This window comes from Paraburkholderia bryophila, assembly GCF_013409255.1.
In the GTDB taxonomy this organism is placed as follows: domain Bacteria; phylum Pseudomonadota; class Gammaproteobacteria; order Burkholderiales; family Burkholderiaceae; genus Paraburkholderia.
In genome coordinates this window covers 2,779,691-2,798,227 of sequence record NZ_JACCAS010000001.1, presented here as the reverse complement: position 1 = coordinate 2,798,227, position 18,537 = coordinate 2,779,691, and the positions used below count along the sequence as shown (strand labels likewise).

Here is an 18,537-nt window from a genome sequence, read left to right as displayed (position 1 = left end):
CCGATCAGTATGAGCGCAGCCTCCGCCCCGACTACCGCCGTCGTCAAAACCGAAGTGGCTATCGCGCCGCTTGTCACCATCGTCAAAGAGGATGCGGGATCTGCGCTCGAGCAGTTCGACGCATGGCTGAAAAGCGTCAGTGATGGCTACATCACGCTCGACCGTGTCGAGCAACTGGCGAACGCGGTCCCCGTCGTGTCGAACATCCTCTCGGCGATCGACGTCGTGATGGATATCAAGCGGCTGATCGAGGTAGAAGCACGAGACCTCTTCGACTACCTGAACCTGGGTATCGATCTGATCGGCGTGATTCCGCTGCCGCCGGTCATGGGCGAATTCCGCATGGGCGCCCGCCCGATGCTCAAGCTCGCTCGTGAGGAATTGATGAAGAGCGGCAGGTCGATAGCGGAAGCCGGCGGCCAGATGATCTCGGACGCGATCATCTCCGTTCTCGTCGCGCATCTTAGTACCAAGTTCGCCGGCGAGATCGACGCGTTCGTCAAGGAAGTGCAGGCCAAGCTCGCCGAATTGCTGGATGCGTGTGCCGATCACGCGCGCCAACTGCTGGAAGGGTTGGCTCAAATTTTCGAAGGCGCGGCATCGGGTCGCCTGTTCGATACTACGGGCAATCTCCATGCTGCAGATCTGCATATGCAGCAAGCCAGTGCCGGATTCGCTGCTCACGACGCAGGTAAAGTCGCCGACAGCATCTGGTCTTACCTGAAGGACGGCACGAAAGTTTTCGTCAAGGACGCGGCCAATCTGGCGACTCGCGTAGCCAACGAAGTCTCGCCGTCAACGAAAGGACGGCTGCAGCAGATGGCAGTGGATGCACGCCACGCGACTCCGTTCGTCACGCAGAAAATCAAAGGGCTGAACAGTTCGGATGTCGGTGGCTTGATGTGGTTGCTGAACGCGCTGAGCCAGTCCGTCGTTGCATGGCGAGCCAAGCAGAAACATCGGAACGCGCAGACGGTGGGCATCAAGGAAGCCGGCAAGTCGAGCGCGGAGCGTCGACGGGCCGATGGTCAGTTGGAGACGGTTGGCACTCAGGCAAACGCACAGCATCCGGGCCCGAACGATTGCAAGAATTGCCCGAAAGTTAGTAACGGCAAACACTCCGTGGGTTATGCGCTCGGCGACGAGCGTATCGATCACGACGATTTTATTTTGCCCGGTGCAGTGCCGATCGTCTGGCGCCGAACCTACCGTTCCTTTCTCGATGCATACGACGCGAGCGAACTCGGCGCGCGCTGGATTACTCCGTATACCACTCGCATTGATATTCACGACGCGAAGCTGGTTTATCACGATCCGACCGGGCGCAGTCTCGACTATCCTTTGCTGGCTGCGGGTGCCACGCACGAGGACCTGAACGAAAATATCACGCTCGCGCGACTCGACGAGCAATGGCTGACACTCACCCGCGGCCATGAGGTGCTTGAAGCGTATGAAAAACGTGGCAACGCGTTCCGGCTGGCGTTCGTTAAACGTCGTTCGGGCGGCCAGATTACGCTCGACTACGACGCCGAACACCGGCTCGCGCGCGTGATTTCGGAGCAGGCGATTGTGGCCTTTTCGCACGATGCGCTTGGGCGGCTGATAGAAGCGAATCATTTCGACATTGAAGGCGAACACGTCGGTACGCTCGCGCTCTACGCGTACGATGAGCGTGGCGATCTTGTCGCCGCCACGGATCGCCATGGCAACCGTCGCGAGTATGCGTATAAGCATCACCTCGTCACGCGTTATACCGACCGAACCGGCCGCGGCATCAATCTCGAGTGGAGCGGTGTCGAGCCAAAGGCGAAATGTGTCCGCGAATACGCCGATGACGGCAGTGATGAAATCCGCCTTGCCTGGCATCCGGATATCCGTCTGGTATCCGTCACCGATGCACTTGGCCATGTCTCCCGTCACTACTTCGACATCGACGGCTACACGTATCGGATCATTCATCCTGACAACGGAGAAGAATGGTTTTACCGCGATACCAGCCATAACCTGACGCAGCACACTTACCCTGACGGCGGTGTCGATCAATTCACTTATGACGACCGCGGCAATCCCCTCGAGCAGCGGCGAGCGGACGGCAGCGTCGTACACATGGAATATGACGCGAAGGATCAGGTCACGTCGATTATCGACGCGCATGGTCATCGTTGGCAGCGTGAGTATGATGATGCGGGTCACGTCACCGCGCAGATCGACCCGTTGGGTCACAAGACAGCGTATAGCTACAACAAGCAAGGCTTAGCCGAGACAATCACCGATGCGAAGGGTGGCTCGAAGGTTCTCGCCTATAACGCAGACGGACAACTCGAGAGCTACACCGACTGTTCAGGCAAGACGACGAATTGGCGCTATGACGCCGATGGGCGTCTGCTTGAAAGTAAAGATGCGATGGGTCGGACGACGACATATCGATATGGTGACAACGGCCACTTGTCCGCTGTGCAGACACCTGCGGGAATCGAAAAATTTTCTTACGATGCCGAAGGCCGTCTCCTCACGCATACGGACACACTCGATCGCACGACGCGCTTTTCCTACGATGCGGCGGGCCGAATTGCACATCGCGGCGACGCGGCGGAACGCACCGTTACGTATAGGCACGATCTGGTAGGGCGGCTGATTGCGCTTACCGACCCCAACCACGCGACCTTTCGGTTTGGTCGTGACGCGTTGGGCCGGTTGACCGAAACGGTGGGCTTCGACGGCAAAGTCACGCGCTATGACTACGATCCGATGGACGGGAAGCTCCATTCCATCGACGAAGCAGGCACGGTCGCACAAGTGGCATACGACAGGAGCGGCAGACTCCTGTCCCGCACAACCGATGGCGTGGAAGAACGTCTTGCCTATGACAGCAGCGGCCGTCTGATCGATGCACGGAACGGCCATAGCCGTGTGCAACTGTTCTTCGATCCAGTCGGGAATCTGGTGCGCGAGCATCACGCGTATGGACTGTTCGGCGAACAGCGCAGCTACGTATGGCGGCACGAATACGATGAACTTGGCACGCGCGTCAGGACAGTGCGCCCTGATGGTCACGTGGTGGATTGGCTGACATACGGATCCGGCCACGTGCACGGGATGATGCTCGACGGCCGTGACCTGATCCAGTTCGAGCGAGACGATTTGCACCGCGAGACCGCACGGACGCTATCGAATCGAATTGGCCAACTGACGGAGTACAACCACGCAGGACGCATTACCGCGCAGTCGTTGAAGCGGACAGGGGCGCCGGCCGCGCTGGCCGCGCGAAGCTACCGATACGATGTTAGCGGACAACTCCTGCAGGTTGAAGACAGCAGACAGGGCATCACCACCTATCAGTACGACCCGGTCGGGCGACTGATTCAAGCCATCGGTCCGCTCGAGCATGAACGGTTTGCTTTTGACCCGGCGAGCAATTTTATCGATACCGGTAGCTCGGAGCATGTGCGTGCGGGCGGCATGCCGCGACTCAACACGCTGTCTGGGCAGGTGCCACTCGTGCTGGGAAATTTGCTCAAGGAATACGCCGGAACTCGTTTTGAGTACGACGCGCGCGGCAATATGCTTGCGAAGCAGTCGCCGAACGGCACGCAGCACTATACCTGGGACGCATTCAACCGGCTCGAGACCGCGACCGTCGACGAAACGACGCGTCAACACCGCGCGCGCTATTTCTATGATGCGCTTGGACGGCGAATCGGCAAGGACGTAGACGGCGTTCGCACGGTTTTCGGTTGGGACGGTGACTCGCTTGCTTTCGAAACGACGGCTGAGTCCAGTACCCATTTCCTGTATGAAAAAGGCTCGCCGGTTCCGATTGCGCAATATGCTGCGGCCGCAGTCCTGGGCATACCGACCCCGCAATGGACGCAAACGGACAGGTACGCTCCGGAGGACGATCCGCTGCAACGATCCCCTGTCGCGACGTTGCCCGTTCACGTTTTCTATTACCACTGCGATCAGATCGGCACGCCGCAACTGTTGACCGATGAGTCAGGCGACGTGGTATGGGATGCGAAGTACAAAGTGTGGGGGGAGGCCCGCGAAGTCAATGCGCGCGTTTCGCAGACCGCAAAGCTTGCGCCTCATAACCCAATCCGGTTTCAGGGGCAGCAGTGGGATGAGGAGACGGGTTACGCGTATAACCGCTTCCGGTACTACGATGCTCAGCATGGCCGGTTTCTCAGCCAGGATCCGATCGGATTGCTGGGTGGCTTGAATGTCTATCAATATGCGCCGAACCCGATTCTATATGTCGACCCATTGGGGTTGGCCCGCGGAAAGTGCACGATCTACTGGTATAAAACTGATGAAGCGACCGGGCACTATAGCGTCAAAACAGTCTCCGGAACGGGTAGTCTGCATACTGAACAGGAAGTGACGCCCGACTACACTCAAACCGGAATTAGCAAGGTGAGTGCGCTGGACAATCGACAACCGGCTAACACCGCCACATTTGACATGCCCGACGTCGATGCTGCGCAGAAGTTTCAGCGCGGCAAGATCAGGGACGAGGAAGGTGATGGCGCTTATGATGTTGCCAACAACAGTTGTATGACCCATGTCACGGACGTGCTCAACGCTGGTGGCGTACAGGCACCGTCCACGGGTCATCGAGCTTGGGCGTTCCTGACTAAAGCGGGTCTGGGCCCGCGCGCACGATAGATTCTCGTCGAGGTATCCAGAAATGATGTCCCGCGTACTTTGCCCGCGCCATGGTCTGCAGGAAAATGCTTTGGCCTCGCCGAATATTGGTGCCCGCATCAACGCGAGGGGCCAGTTTGAGGCTGGCCAACTGGTCAGGGTGTCATTTGATCGACCGAAGAGAAGCAGAGAGATATGGATGGATCGCAGCGAACTTGTCGACCATGCGCATCTGATCACCTACGTCGGAAAAATTGCACATCTAAAAGACTTCCCGACCATCGCTGCAATCGAGAGGTCGTTGGTTCACGTGTGCGCGCGTTGCATGGACGAATTATTGGTGCGCTCCGGTGAAGAACCGGCCACACCTACGTCACTGGAAGGCGCATTCGACACCGCGCTGGTCGCCAAAGACGCCAATGTGACGGAAAGAGATGTCGTCTGCCCTATACACGGGGTTGTGTTTAAGAAGACAACATCTCCGCAGATATCGAGAGCAATCGATTCGCGAGAAGAGGGGCCGAGCAGTCGATTGATCAAAACCGTCCTCGCGTCCAGCAAGCGTGAAAGCGTGTTCTGGTTTGACGCCGATTTTTTGCACAACGTGTTGGGTCCGGAACTCGATCTGACGTCTTCAACGCTCCGACTAGACGACGCGCAGTTCCGAGAAACTTTGATGGCGAAGTCCACAACCGTTTGCTCGGTGTGTTTGCACGACCTTCTAACCCGCAATGGCGTCGAAGTCTGAACGACTTCCTCAAACCCGAGACACTTCATGAAACGATATCTAATTCTGAACGGCGACAAGACGACAGCTAACGGCACCGTTCAGGCCGCACCGACGTCTATTCAATTGAGCGATAAAGACGTCGCCCACGAAGGGGATCCCGTCGCATGTCCGGCATGCAATACAACGGGAAAAATTCAGTGTGATGGCCCGCGCCAGGTAATGACGGCGCCGGACGGAAGGCACGCCGCATTGAATGACGATCTTTGTATTTGCGGTTGCCATCCGCCGCCCCGGTTAGTAGCGTCGCAACAGATGATGTCTACGGAAGCGTAATGCTCGATAAACCAAGAAAGGCCCAAACCGCCGTTTTTACCGATTTCAAAATTGCCCGACAACACCCGAAATAAATTCCGATTTAACATTTATTTCTATTGAATCGATTGCCGTAAACGTCTGATTGTTTGTATTATTGCGCGACAGCGCAGGGGCGCATTCAGCATAAATCAGAGGCGGTATGGGGGCACAAGACATAATCACGGCGATAAAAGGCGGTTTGTTGCAAAGTGACCGTCTGCTGAAACTGGATACGCCATTGGGCGCAAATGTCCTGTTGCCGCAACGACTGGTGGGCCATTCACGTCTGGGCCGCGATTACGAATTCACGCTGGACGCCGTTTCCACCAACGACAATATCGAACTCAAGAAGCTGATTGCCCAGCCCGTTACGCTGTGGGTTCAGCAAACCGACCAGTCGTACGCCCCGCATCACGGTTATGTCCATACGGCACGCCGTCTGGGCTCGGACAGTGCTCTTACCAGCTATCAGATCGGTTTTGTGTCATGGATGCATTTCCTGCGCTTCAGAAAAGATGCACGAATCTGGCAGGATAAACCGGCCGATGAAATCATCACCGACGTATTCAATATGCATCCGCAGGCGCAGGGTGCATTCCGCTTTGTTTTACGAAATACCCTGCCGCAACGCTCATTCTGCGTGCAATACGAGGACGACTGGAATTTCTGTCACCGGCTGATGGAAACCGAAGGGCTGTTCGGCTATTTCGAGCAGGCCACGGACGGCAAATCGCACACGCTGGTTATAACGGACGACATCGGCAGCCTTCCGGCGCTATCGCCGCAAGCGGTGGACTTTTACCGCTCGGGCACGAACAGCGAAACGGACGCCTTCGTGCAATGGAGCGGCACGCGCACGCTACAGAGCACGACGCTCACGACCCGCACGTTCGACTACAAGGCCCCGTCGGCACCGGCCAATCCCAAGGGCACCACGATCCCGACGCTCGCCACACAGGGCGATCTGCCGCAGCAGGCCGAGGTATATGAGTACACCGGCGCCTACACTTACGGCAAGCAGGACCGCGGCGACCAGCTCGCCAAAGTGCGGATGGAGGAATGGGAGTCGCGTGCGAAGCGCTTCCACGGCGTGGGCGCAGTACGCCGCATCGACGCGGGCCGCTGGTTCGAGCTGCAGGATCACCCCGACCACAGCACGAGCAGCGAACAGGACCGCCAGTTCGCGGTGATCGCGGTCGACTGGGTAATCGAGAACAACCTGCCCGTCTCAGGCGGGACGACGGACTTCCCGCACAGCCTGAAAGGCGCGATCGCCGCAGCGCGCGCCGTGCATAGTGCCGATGCCGCGCTAACCGTCAAATCCAGCGACGGCAGCGAAGGCTTCTTCATGGCCGCCGTCGAAGCGCAACGCAAAACCATCCCGTTCCGCAGTCCGTTCGAGCATCACAAGCCCGAAATGTCCATGCAAACCGCGACCGTCGTCGGTCCGGCCAATGAAGAGGTGTACACGGACCCACTGAACCGCATCAAAGTCCTATTGCATTGGGATCGCCTGAATGCCGGCGACGAAAAAGCCTCATGCTGGATGCGGGTCGCGCAGTCGAATGCCGGTGGGGCTTACGGCGGTGTCCACGTACCGCGCATCGGCGAAGAAGTGATCGTGTCGTTCCTCGATGGCGATTGCGACAAGCCGATCGTCACCGGCCGTGTCTACAACGGCGCAAAGAAGCCGGACTGGCATTCAAACGGCATCCTGTCGGGCTACAAGTCGAAGGAGCACCAGGGCAGCGGCTACAACCAGATGGTGATGGACGACGCCACCGGTCAGAATCGTGTGCAGCTTTACAGCACCAGCACGAATGCACAGTTGCACCTGGGCTATCTGATCGCGCAGACGGGCAACGCGCGCGGCGAGTACCTGGGTAGCGGCTTCGATCTGAAGTCAGACGCGTACGGCGCGATTAGAGCCGCACAAGGCATGGTCGTTTCGACGCATCCGACAACCGGCGAGTCAAGCCAACCTCTGGACGTACGCGACGCAAACAGTCAACTGGTCAATTCGGAAAGTGTGATCGAGTCGTTGAGCCAGGCGAGCGAAACGCACCAGGCCGAGAGCCTCAAAGATGGCTACGACTCACTAAAGTCATTCACCGACGCCACCCAGAACAGCGTATCGGGCGGCGGCAGCGGCGGCAACACAGCCGGCGGCGGCACGGGCAACGCGAACGCGTTCAAGGAACCGATCCTGCTGTTCGCTACACCGGCCGGCATCGCCATGTCGACGCAGAAGTCGACCCACATCGCAGCAAACGAGCACGTCAATCTGGTCAGCGGCCAGAGCACGCACATTGCGACCGGCAAATCGCTGCTGGCAAGCGTGAGCGAGAAGATCAGCCTGTTCGTGCAGAACGCGGGCATGAAACTCTTCGCGGCGAAGGGAAAAGTCGAAATTCAGGCCCAGTCCGACAACATCGAAATCACCGCGCAGAAGAGTCTGAAGTTGCTTTCCGCCACGGAAAAAATCGAGGTCGTCGCGAAGCAGGACATCCTCCTGACGAGCGGCGGCGCGTACATCCGTATTACGGGCGGCAATATCGAAATCCACGCGCCCGGAAAAATTGATATCAAGGGTAGCGATCATTCGTTCGCCGGACCCACGAGCCTGTCGACCAAGCCGCCGACGCTCCCGTCGGGTGAAGGCCCCTACAACGAGCAGTTCAAGATTCACGACAAGCACACGGGCGACGCCGCCCCCTATGTGCGCTACCGCATCGAGACTGCAGAAGGCAAGGTGTTCGAGGGTATGACCGACGAGCAAGGTCTCACTTCGCGCATCATGACGGGCACGCCGAGCGCGCTCAAAGTTTTCCTCGATACCTGATCCCGGCCGACGAGCCTGCGCGTTTCCGCACGCGCTGAATCCTTCGCCCATTCAAGCACACCGACATCCATGAACGCTCCGAGCACAAGTCACGCGCCAGATGGCAACGGCACCACCAACACGACGCCCGACAGCATCGTGAAAGTGCCGCACGATCCTGCGCCCATGCTCTATTTCCGTCCCGAGACCGGTGAATTCATTCTCGTGCCGGCGGAGGACGTCGGTACGCTGCAAAGCGAATGCAATCTGCTGCACGACCGCGTCGATAAATTTCACAAGGCCAATGAAAAACTCGACGTGGTGCTGAAGGCCTACGCCGACGACGTGCAGAATCACATGTCCGACCCTCGCGCCGGCGAAGCGCACAAGACCGCCGTCGACGATGCCCTTAAAGAACGCGAGACCGCGCATAAGGCGTTAAAGAAGGAACTGGAGCCGCTCAGCAAGCTCGACAGCAAAGACCTGACCATGGTCGAACTGATCCCGATTCATATCGACGGCGACGGCAAGAAAGCGGTGAAGTTCGCGAAGTACAAGCTTCACTACGTACGCTCGAACAAGATCAAGACGAGCTGGCATAAATTCGGCCCGGCGGCGTTCGAGGACATGAAGGGGCGCAAGGAAGAAAAAGAAACCGGCGCGAAAAGCTTCATCAAAACGAATGCGCAGGGCAAGCGCAAGATCGACGTCGACAAGCTGAAAGAAGGCGTGCTGATAAACCGCGAGAGCAGCATCAAATCGCAACTGTATGAAAAGACCAAAGTGTCATCCGAAATCGTCGAGAAGCACGTGACGGGAACGCTTTTCGCGTGGGCGGAAGAGTGGAACAAGGATCTAAGCTACAGCGCTGGCGCGGAAGATCCGGTCGAGCGCAGTGAGGGCGGCGAAGGCGAGAAGAAAGAAGAAAAACCGAAGCAGACCGCCTTCAGCAATAACGTCAGTATCGAGGCCAAGGCGCAATTGATGCGCTATCTCGCGGGTGCGGGTCTCGACACCGAGTGGCAACCGCAAAAGGGACGAGTGGCCATCAAGGCGTCGGCGCAGGCCGAATTCGCCATCGCCGAGGGCAAGGTTTCCGGCGCTTTCTATTATCCGGACATAGCCGGTTGGATGTGGAGTCTGGACGGCGACGATCACAAGACTTATCCGCTCGGCGCGGTTCGATTCAAAGGCGAGCTCGGCCTGTCCGGAATGGTTGGAGCAAGCGTCGTCGCGCAACTGGGCGTCGTGGTCGACTATCGCGACGAAAAGCGCAAAGACCTGGGTCTGTACGGCGCTTCGGTCGATAACCCCACTACCAAACAACGCGAGATCAAAGTGGGTGGCAAGCCGGTCGATCCCAGCGCCAATGCAGATCTCGACGTCTTTGCCGGTGCACGCGCGGACCTGTCCCTCGAAGGCTCCCTCGAATGGATGGAGCCGGCAAAGAAGGGACCTAGCGGCAAATACAAAGCGTTTGCCAAGGTCGGCGATACGGTCACGGCAATGGCAGGCGCGGGACTCACTTGCATGCTCGATGTGAGCTATGCGGCAGGCCGCTTCAGAATCAAGGCGAAGGCCGGCCTATGCCTGGGCGTTGGCGCAAAGGGCGATATCGAAGTGTCGGTCGACGCGCTGCGCATTGCCGAGTTCGTCAAATGGTTCTTCTACCAGCTATATCACGCGAACTTCCAGCGGTTGAAGTTCGTCGAGACGACTGCGTTTAACGCCTTCTCGCATATTCAGGTCATGGTCATTCAGGGCATTCAGGACCTGGCCTCGACGGTCGATCAGGAAATGGATGTGATAAACCGGCTTTTCACCGACCTGATCGAACAGTACGAAAAAGAGGCCGCGCGTGTCGAGCTGATGAACCGCGTACTCAGCAATCCGTGGATGCTGCAGTACGCGACGCCCGAAGCGAAGGGCATCATGATCTATCAGTTGACTCGTCATTGGTACGCGACGGACGGCGTCGACATGGCCAACCACACATATGGCCGCTGGTACGGCAACCGGAAAGATGCGGTCAAGCAGATCCTCAAGTGGTCGCACACCAAACACGATCTGGACAACGTCGTGCAGCACATCCACCCGCAAGGCCGCTCCGGCGACATCGACTTGCGCCGACAACAGCTGAAGGATTTTCTGCAGATGTCGCTGACGAGTGCGCCGGCGGGAGACGCAAAAGAAATGGACGATTACTACGACAGCCTGCAGGCCATGCTGAAAGTCGATCCCACCCCGGGCTATGCGGTTGCGCAGGTCGACACCAACGACTACCAGTTTCAGGCAGCCGCGGGCAGACACCCGTTCTACGACAACATGCCGGAGGTGCGGGTCGTCTGACGATTCGCCGCGAAGCTCATCAGGGCGTGGTTTTCTGCACCGCGCAGCGGAAGGTCAGCGTAATGGCGGTGGGTCCCAACGTGCGTCCGTCTTTGGTTTTGACGATATAACCGGTCGGCGGCGCCTTGTAGCGATAAACCGTCATGGCGGTTTCGGCGTTGTCGCCTTCGGCACCACGAATCACTTTCATCGTCCCGCTTGCGGGCCCGGTGGGATTCCTGGCCGGCGAGTGCTCGTAGTAGTCGGGGGCGAACCAGTCGTTGACCCAGTCGCGACCATCGACACCAATGTCGTAAAGACCCAAGGCGTTTGGCGGATATTTGCCGACCGGATAAATGTACTGTGAAACGGCCGTATCGGGCGTGTACTTCTGTTCGATAGTATCGGCGGACGGCAGGTTCTGGTCGGCTTCGTACTTGCCGTTGTCGGTGCCGAAAATGACCGGCTTGCCACCCGAGCGCGCAGCGTATTCCCATTGTGCTTCGGTAGGAAGATCAACGGGCGCGCCGCTTTGCTTGCCGAGCCACTCGCAATAGTCTTTGGCCATCTGCCAGGGAACGCCGGCCGGGTGATCGGCGGCTTTGTATTGCCGGTCCGCTTTGTCCTGCGGCCACGACGGTTTGCCGGTCGCCGCGGTGTAGATGTCGAGGTCCGCGTAGGTGACCTTGTACTTGCTGATTGAAAAGCTATCCAGCGTGACGGGATGCGCCGGCTTGTTTTCCTGCTGCGACGTGAGAGGAAGTTTTTCCGGTGTGACTTGCGGACCGAAGTCGCCCATCGTGAAGGTGCCACCCTTCACGAAAACCATATTCGCTAGCGATTTCTTGACGAGTGCCTTGACCTCGGGCGATGGGCCCGCCTGACTGCATGCAGGAAGAGAAACCGCGAATACCGTCAGCGGGACAACGGTAAGCTTGACGAACTTTGGCAATGGAAAATTCATGCAATCAATCTCCGGGCGGATGGCCGTTGAATTATAAGTTCGATCGAGATCATGCCGCGGTTTCAATTGCAACAAACCGAGGCGTCAGCGTGGCGACGAATAGCGAGGCGGTGGCTGGCCACAACAAGGTTTGCCTCGCGTCGCGCTATTTCATCAAGAGTGTTTTTGGGTTGGCAACAAATGAGAACTCGGAACGACTACTGAAATCACCAGGAAGAGCAAAGCATCGGGCGAGCCCGGCGCGCTCGGCATTCTCTATTTTCGATATTGATAGTGTAAAAAGTCCGGCGAATTCATGAAACTCAACCACGTACGCTCTGCCTTATTCAGCCTGTTATTTTCCTTCACCGCAACCACCACCAACGCCGCCTCTAGCACCTCCCCCGACATCCCCCTCGGCACCCCTGAAGGCTTCACCGCCTCAACCATCGACCCAGCCGGCAACGGCCGCTACTGCATCAGCGGCGCCGTCTACGACGACTCCGTCCCAACGATGACAGCCTACGCGCTGCTCGTCGACGCCACCACGCATCGGGTCCTCTGGCGCCTGCCCATCCCACTGGATCGCGACTTCGTCGGCAGCAACGTAGATCGCTGCCTGAGCGATGGCAACGCCTACTACCTCCTCTCGGAAGAAAACTCCGACAACTCGCCGGCGGTCAGTCAGGAGCGTGTCGTGATCAACAAAGTTTCGGCGCAAGGCAAGTTGCTGCGACAACAAAAGATCGAAGCGGGATTGGACGAATGGTCCTACTTCTTCGATGTGGGACCGAGCGCGATCACCATCGGCGGCGGCACGAGCGCGACACTTGACCACGGTGGCAAATTCGGCAATTTCCTGTGGCAGTTCGATTCCAACCTCGCGCGAACCAGAACCACCACGCTCGAAAACGGTGCCTTCTGGCTTGGGTCGAACGCGAAGCTCGACGGCGATCACTTGCTCGTGTCGGGGCAATTCATGCCGAACAAGGGCTCATCTGCTGGGCAGGAAGCGTATGCGGTATCGAAGATCGATGCTGGCAGCAGCAGGTACACGTGGTCAAAGTATCTGTTCCCGCTGGATGCCCAGAGCGTGACATCGGTGTTCGGACCGGACGGCAGTACGTACGTCGCCGCGCTGACAGGGTCCGACCTGGCAGTGTCGGTCGTCGATCGCACAGGCAAGAACGTGAACAGCTTCGCTGTCAAAAAACCGCTGTGCGAAATCAAAGCGCTTGCGCTGGACGGCCATGCGCTAAAAGCGATCGGTAAGTCCTGTACGGGAAAGTCGACGTCCGTGATCGTGGCGATTGACCTGATCGGCAAAACCGCTGCGATTGTGAGTCAACTGAACGGCGAAATCTTAGCACCGCGGTTTGACGGCCAGGGATGGGTTGGTGTGGTGAAAACCAAAGGAGAGCAACTGGTTTTCAGGCGCATCGCTCAATAACAAGAAGCGCTGCGAATAGGGCAAGGGAAAAGTCAATTGCCGGTCAGCGAGATCACGCTGACCGGCCGTTCGCGACGCAGCAGAATCCATTCAATTCGACGACCTCAAAATCGCCGCCAACTTCCCACAACTCGCCTTGTCACCGGTCTCGAGCGAATCCGGACAAATGAGGCTTTCGTAAAACGACACCTGTTCATCCCGTACCGCCGACTTGCAGCCCTCGTACTGGAAGTCCGCATCCGGCGCGGGATTCTTGCCCCAGTCGTTAAACGCATCGCGCTGGAGCGCGCAGTCCGTGTCCACTTTATAAGTCCACACCAGCAGGTTTTTTTGCAGCGTGTCGCGCTGCGCTTCCGGCACGTCTCGCCGCAAAGCCTGATAGAGCTTGTCGGCCTGAGCCGCCTTGACGGCGGTTTGCTGTTGCGCGCAAGTGAGTTGCTGATCCCGGTTGAGATTGGACGCGTCGCAATCCGTTTTAGCGTGAGCGCCGAGCGTGAAAAACGCGAGGCCACTCAAGATCGCGAGTCTGGCGAGACGCAGTGTCGTTTTTGTCATGCAAGCGTACCCCTCGAAGTGATTGAACTGACTGCACGGCTATTCTGTTCTGGTGGGCCGATGCTCGTCCGCCGAAAAAATGCGAGGCGCATATAAACCGATATCCGCCTCGCAATAGCTTCTTCGATTCGACTGCGCGAATCAACCTATGTTTTATCGCCCGCTCAGATTGTTTTGGATCGGAACGTCGATCACCGCTTAACTAGCGCGCTGGCTGCGATTCGGCGAGCACCGGACAATTCACTTAGAAATCACGCCTCACGCAATACCACAACGCCCCCGGCACTTCTCTCAACGACGAATAGACATCGCGAGCCTCAAAGAACACAGGATAAGCGCCACTAACCCGACTGACACCGAACCGCTTCAACGCAATCATCGCGCGCGGCACATGAAAGTACTGGGAAACAACAATCGCACTATGCAGACCATGTGCCTTCATATACGCACTCGCATTTCTCGCGGTATCCCACGTGTCACGGCCCATGTTGTCCATCACGATGCGATTCTCGGGAACACCTTGGTTGACGAGATCACGCTTCATGGCGAGCGCTTCATCGGTGCCGTGTTTGTCGATGCCGCCGCTCACCATGATCTCGCGACACAGCTCTTTCTCGTAGCACAGACGCGCCTCGTCGAGTCGCGCCGCTAGCCGCGACGACGGGCTGCCGTCCACGTGAACCTTGTTGCCGTAGACGATAGCGAGATCGGCTTGCTGAGGTCTCGACAGCAAGCCGGCGGAAACAATGATCAGCGTTGCGAGCAGCCAGAATCCGGCTATCCATTTCAATATTTTGGTGAACATGAGGGCGGTCAGAAAAAGTCTGGGAGTACACGGCGAGCTGACGGGATCACGAACCTGTGTCCGTTTATCGCGCATTCGTTTATCGGGCCAACACGAAGGAGAAATCGAACAATAGCAGCAAGCCTGCGGGTCACAAGCACTACATGGTGCATTTGTTATATTCCTTCGGTCGTTATTCAAAGCCAAGGTTCTATTGCACCGCTTCTCAAACGACACCTCCGCGGCCAACTAATGATCCACTGATCGATGTCAAAAACCCCCTCAATGCCCCGGCCGCCGGTCAAACCCAAAGACGCGATCTGGGACATGGCAAAAAAAGTCGCACTAGCGAGCCTGCTTTTGCCTTTACTCGGCACCGGCGTGTCCTACGCCGCCTACGCCGACGACCTATCCGTCTCCGCGTGGCCGTGGAAAATCGGTCTACTCGTAACGTCGACGTGCGTCCTCATGCCCTTTGCGATTGCCGCGCGATACCGTCGCACGAATTTGCTATGGGTATGCGGGCTAATACAGTCGATCGGCATGTTCGCCGTTTATTTTTTCTTCGGCATATTCGCTTACTTTTTCTATTTCATCTTCGCGCCGCTGCAACCGCTGTTCAAATGGCCGGGTCTGCTGGGCGGCGCGGCATTGACGCTGTACTGGCTAGCCATCACCGCGCACAGCGTCTCGCATACGATCAAAGCAACGTCTTTCGTGAATCACGCTTTCATCGACGAAGGATCCCACCTTGCCTACGAATTTCAGGCGGCCCTGACGCAGTTCGAAAAGCGCCACAAGGAGCGCTTGCCGTTTCCGAAGATCTACTACTGGTTCGTCTTCGGCATCGCGCCGTTTTATTTGGTGTTGGGCCGACTGCTGAGTGCGAGTTTCGGCACGAATGGCGTATTGCTCGTGCTGGCGATCCTGGGCATGCCGATGTCACTGTGGGTTGCTGGCGTGATGGTTCGAATCTACCTCGTGATGATTCGCTTGCCGTGCCAACTCGAAAAGAAAAGCGGTAAGCCTGTGTTAGTGGTCGACTAGCACTCCGCAAGCATTCAGCGCGTGGTGGTCGATCGTCCCAGGCAAGTCAGTAGCCTCAAGCGTTCGATCCGTATTCCACCGGTCCACCTTCATCCCGCTCCCAAACAATCCGCTCGAATATCGCCTTCAACTTCGCGCCTCTCCCTGCATTCAGCATCGCCAGATGCGCGACACGTCCCGCGAGATGCGCCCGGAAATCCGAATGTGCGTCACGGTTCTGCGAATGCGGTCCATGCCTCACGCAATTGGTGAGAATCGCCTTCAACGTATCGAACATTGGCCGGGCGAGATTCGGATGGCTATTCACCACCACGCCGGCCAGATGTTGCCGCGCCCCACGACGCATGACGCGCGTTTTCCTGAGATTAAGTGCAAAGCCTTCTTCGATCGCAATGGCCGCAACGCGAATCGATAAGCGCTCGGCTATTCGCGCGAGATCTTCATCGCCGGAAAAGGCAAGATCGTCGGCATAGCGCGTGTAAGTCGCGCCGACAGAACGCGCGAGCCCTTCAAGCCGAAGGTCGAGTCGGTAAGCACACAGGTTCGCCAACGCAGGCGAGGTCGGCGCGCCTTGCGGCAAATGGCGGTTCCGGTAGCGCTGTCGCCCCAGCCAATCGATCCGCTCCCGCACATCCGCTTCAAGCAGGCGGCCGCTAGGCACACGATTGGTACACAGCGCCGTCAGCGAGCGAGCAACCGCCAATGGATAGCAAAAATCACGAAACACGGAGTAAACGCGTCCCGCATGCACCGACGCAAAAAAATCCGTCAGATCGAAGCGAATCACCACCGCTTTCGCCGCATGAGGCGTCGCAAAGCTCAGCGTATTCCTGCCGCGCCGAAACCCATGTGCCGCATCGTGCACCGGAATCCGATCGAGCAAGCCGTGCAGCACTTTCCGCTGCACGGTCCGCAAGCGCGATTTAGGAATTTCGATGATTCGGCAGCGACCGTCGCGCTTCTCGATCGCCTTGTACGAATAGTGATGCAGCGGCGTTGCGGCGGCGTGCGCCGGTGCGCGCCAGCGATCGGCAAACCAATCCAGTTCCGTTGGCTCGACTTCGAGCCAGTCGGCCAGATCCGCGAGCGTGGGCAACTGCGGCAACGTGACGCCGTGCAACCAGGGCGGCGCCTGGCGCTGAACCGGCGGTCGCGTCAGCAGACGCACCACGCGCGGACGGTTGTCGCTCTGCCACGCCAAGACAAACGCCGCATGGTCGGCAATGATCTTCGACAGTTCATGACGTCCGACGCTATCCCACCGCTTGCCAAATCGCCGCGAAATGCGACGCGCCAATCCGCTCATCCAGTCGGCCGGCGCGCCTAAGGCGAGCACCATCCGCTCGACGATCGACGCAGGCTGCGCGGGACCGGCGAGCATGGCGTCGGCAATCGCATTGGCAACGTACTGCAGGTAAGAGGAGGGCATAGGGAAGAGGGGCGGGCCGGCCAGTCAACGCGTCTTGTGCTGCGTGAGCTGTGTTGCGCAAAGCGCAAGTGACGCTCATGCGACGAACTGCGGAGGTCATGCTGATCCACGGGGTAGCCCCGTAGTGCCCGGAACGTATGCTGCCCGATCACAGGCGTGCTTGACCAGCCGTCCCGCGTGCCGACGATAAGCGAGCGAGCCGCGCCTTGTCAACGTCGAGGCCTCGTCCGAAAACCGTCGAACTTATCCACAGCCCCCTCTGGACAACATTTGTAAAAGCCGTCTGACACGTTGTGGGCGAAATCTTGATAACGATGCCGCGACGGTTCGCCGCGCGAAAGTTTTCCCAGGCTCCGCCTCGCTGTCCGCACACGCTGCGCAGGGTTATGGATTCCGCAGCGCGTTGATCCGTAAACGAAGTTTCCAGTTATCCACAGCGGGATGCGAGGCTTGTTAACTATTACTACGTATACGTATACAAAGACTATAAAAAACAGAGAGGCCTCCGCGAAACGCGCTGCACAAGCGGGCACGAAGCAGGCAAAGCAATGGCAACCGTTGGGCAATCGCCAAACCTCCAAGCCTCAAACCAACGGTAAACAGATCTCGGTGATCAGATCCGTAGGCGCCGTATCCTTCGGGCTGTTCAGATACTCCTCGAACACCGGCGCATCCGCTGCTTCGCGCCCTGACTGCACGAGCCACGTTCCGTACAACCATTCATACGCAGCACGCATATCGCTATACGGACCTTTGTGCCGCAGCACCGCGTACTCACCGCCCTTCACATGCGCGACCGAAGCTGGTGAACTCACCGTCACCGAAGCCTGAACCGGATGCGGCAACAACACGCCGGCCTTCGAACGCAACGCGTTTTCTTCGATCACACCGGGATCGTCGTAGTAAATCCCGACCATGCGCATCTCCGCGGCCAGCAAGTTGTGTTTCGCGAGCCAGCCGAATAAAGCATCGAACGCTTTACCGATCTGCATATACGGTCCTACATGATCGACCGACAACACGTCCATCGGCTCCACGTGTCGAATCGTGACTTCGCGCAAGGTCATTTGATCGTCTCCTGAAAGTGCCGGACGAAACCGGCTATGCGTGCCCTGCTTGCGATACTGCGCCGGCGGCACGCCGAACGCCGCGCGAAACGTGCGCGAGAAAGACTGCAAACTGCTGTAGCCCGCGCGCTCGGCAATCTCGGCGATCGGCATTGAACCGTTCGCGAGATAACCGGCCGCGCGATGCAAGCGCAAACGTCGCACCGTCGTCGCGACCGTTTCGCCATACATGGCCTGATAAATCCGATGCCAGTGATACGGCGACAAACACGCGATTTCGGCGAGTCGATCGATATCGAGCGGTTCGTCGAGATGATCGTAAATATGATCGAGCACGCGGCCGAGCCGGGTTTCGTAGCGCGCCCGATGGGCTGATTCGTTCATA

Annotated in this window: 13 protein-coding genes; 8 read left to right on the top strand and 5 right to left on the bottom strand. The window is 58.1% G+C overall.

Going from position 1 to position 18,537, the window contains the following annotated elements; translation table 11 throughout:
- Positions 1–9 precede the first annotated feature (9 nt).
- The 5 genes from GGD40_RS12415 (at position 10) to GGD40_RS12395 (ending at position 10,898) form a co-directional block, all read left to right on the top strand.
- Positions 10–4,665, top strand: coding sequence for an RHS repeat-associated core domain-containing protein (locus GGD40_RS12415; RefSeq protein WP_179743869.1), 4,656 nt, complete (start codon positions 10–12; stop codon positions 4,663–4,665).
- A 22-nt stretch (positions 4,666–4,687) separates the two neighbouring features.
- Positions 4,688–5,392 (top strand): hypothetical protein, encoded by a 705-nt coding sequence (locus tag GGD40_RS12410; protein WP_179743868.1) that lies wholly within the window; start codon positions 4,688–4,690, stop codon positions 5,390–5,392.
- A gap of 27 nt (positions 5,393–5,419) precedes the next feature.
- Positions 5,420–5,707 carry a PAAR domain-containing protein gene (locus GGD40_RS12405; RefSeq protein ID WP_179743867.1) on the top strand — a complete coding sequence of 96 codons (288 nt, stop codon included), beginning with the start codon at positions 5,420–5,422 and terminating at the stop codon, positions 5,705–5,707.
- A gap of 181 nt (positions 5,708–5,888) precedes the next feature.
- The gene (locus GGD40_RS12400) at positions 5,889–8,570 is read left to right on the top strand and encodes a type VI secretion system Vgr family protein (protein ID WP_179743866.1); all 2,682 of its coding nucleotides are present in this window, start codon (positions 5,889–5,891) and stop codon (positions 8,568–8,570) included.
- A gap of 69 nt (positions 8,571–8,639) precedes the next feature.
- Positions 8,640–10,898, top strand: a complete 2,259-nt coding sequence (locus GGD40_RS12395; protein ID WP_179743865.1) for a hypothetical protein — start codon at positions 8,640–8,642, stop codon at positions 10,896–10,898.
- 19 nt (positions 10,899–10,917) lie between these two features.
- Here the strand turns inward: GGD40_RS12395 and GGD40_RS12390 are convergent, their stop codons facing one another.
- Positions 10,918–11,841 carry a formylglycine-generating enzyme family protein gene (locus GGD40_RS12390; protein WP_179743864.1) on the bottom strand — a complete coding sequence of 308 codons (924 nt, stop codon included), beginning with the start codon at positions 11,839–11,841 and terminating at the stop codon, positions 10,918–10,920.
- Here GGD40_RS12390 and GGD40_RS12385 point away from each other — a divergent pair.
- Complete coding sequence (locus GGD40_RS12385; protein ID WP_179743863.1) at positions 11,829–12,140, top strand: hypothetical protein; 312 nt, start codon at positions 11,829–11,831, stop codon at positions 12,138–12,140. The two genes, GGD40_RS12390 and GGD40_RS12385, sit on opposite strands and share 13 nt — an antisense overlap.
- Positions 12,137–13,270, top strand: coding sequence for a hypothetical protein (locus GGD40_RS12380; RefSeq protein ID WP_179743862.1), 1,134 nt, complete (start codon positions 12,137–12,139; stop codon positions 13,268–13,270). The genes GGD40_RS12385 and GGD40_RS12380 overlap by 4 nt, the downstream gene beginning before the upstream one ends.
- Positions 13,271–13,360: 90 nt before the next feature.
- Here GGD40_RS12380 and GGD40_RS12375 read toward each other — a convergent pair whose 3' ends face one another.
- On the bottom strand, positions 13,361–13,825 hold the full coding sequence (locus GGD40_RS12375; RefSeq protein ID WP_179743861.1) for a lysozyme inhibitor LprI family protein: 465 nt from the start codon (positions 13,823–13,825) through the stop codon (positions 13,361–13,363).
- Between the two features lie 244 nt (positions 13,826–14,069).
- Complete coding sequence (locus tag GGD40_RS12370) at positions 14,070–14,705, bottom strand: YdcF family protein (RefSeq protein ID WP_257030404.1); 636 nt, start codon at positions 14,703–14,705, stop codon at positions 14,070–14,072.
- Between the two features lie 447 nt (positions 14,706–15,152).
- On the opposite strand from GGD40_RS12370, the gene GGD40_RS36915 reads away from it, so the two are divergent.
- A complete protein-coding gene (locus tag GGD40_RS36915) occupies positions 15,153–15,656 on the top strand; it encodes a hypothetical protein (protein WP_257030403.1) in 504 nt (167 codons plus the stop codon).
- A gap of 55 nt (positions 15,657–15,711) precedes the next feature.
- Here the strand turns inward: GGD40_RS36915 and GGD40_RS12360 are convergent, their stop codons facing one another.
- Entirely contained in the window at positions 15,712–17,085 is a 1,374-nt protein-coding gene (locus GGD40_RS12360; protein ID WP_179743859.1) for a reverse transcriptase family protein, read from the bottom strand.
- A gap of 584 nt (positions 17,086–17,669) precedes the next feature.
- A complete protein-coding gene (locus GGD40_RS12355; protein ID WP_179707436.1) occupies positions 17,670–18,536 on the bottom strand; it encodes an AraC family transcriptional regulator in 867 nt (288 codons plus the stop codon).
- Between the last annotated feature and the right edge of the window lies 1 nt (position 18,537).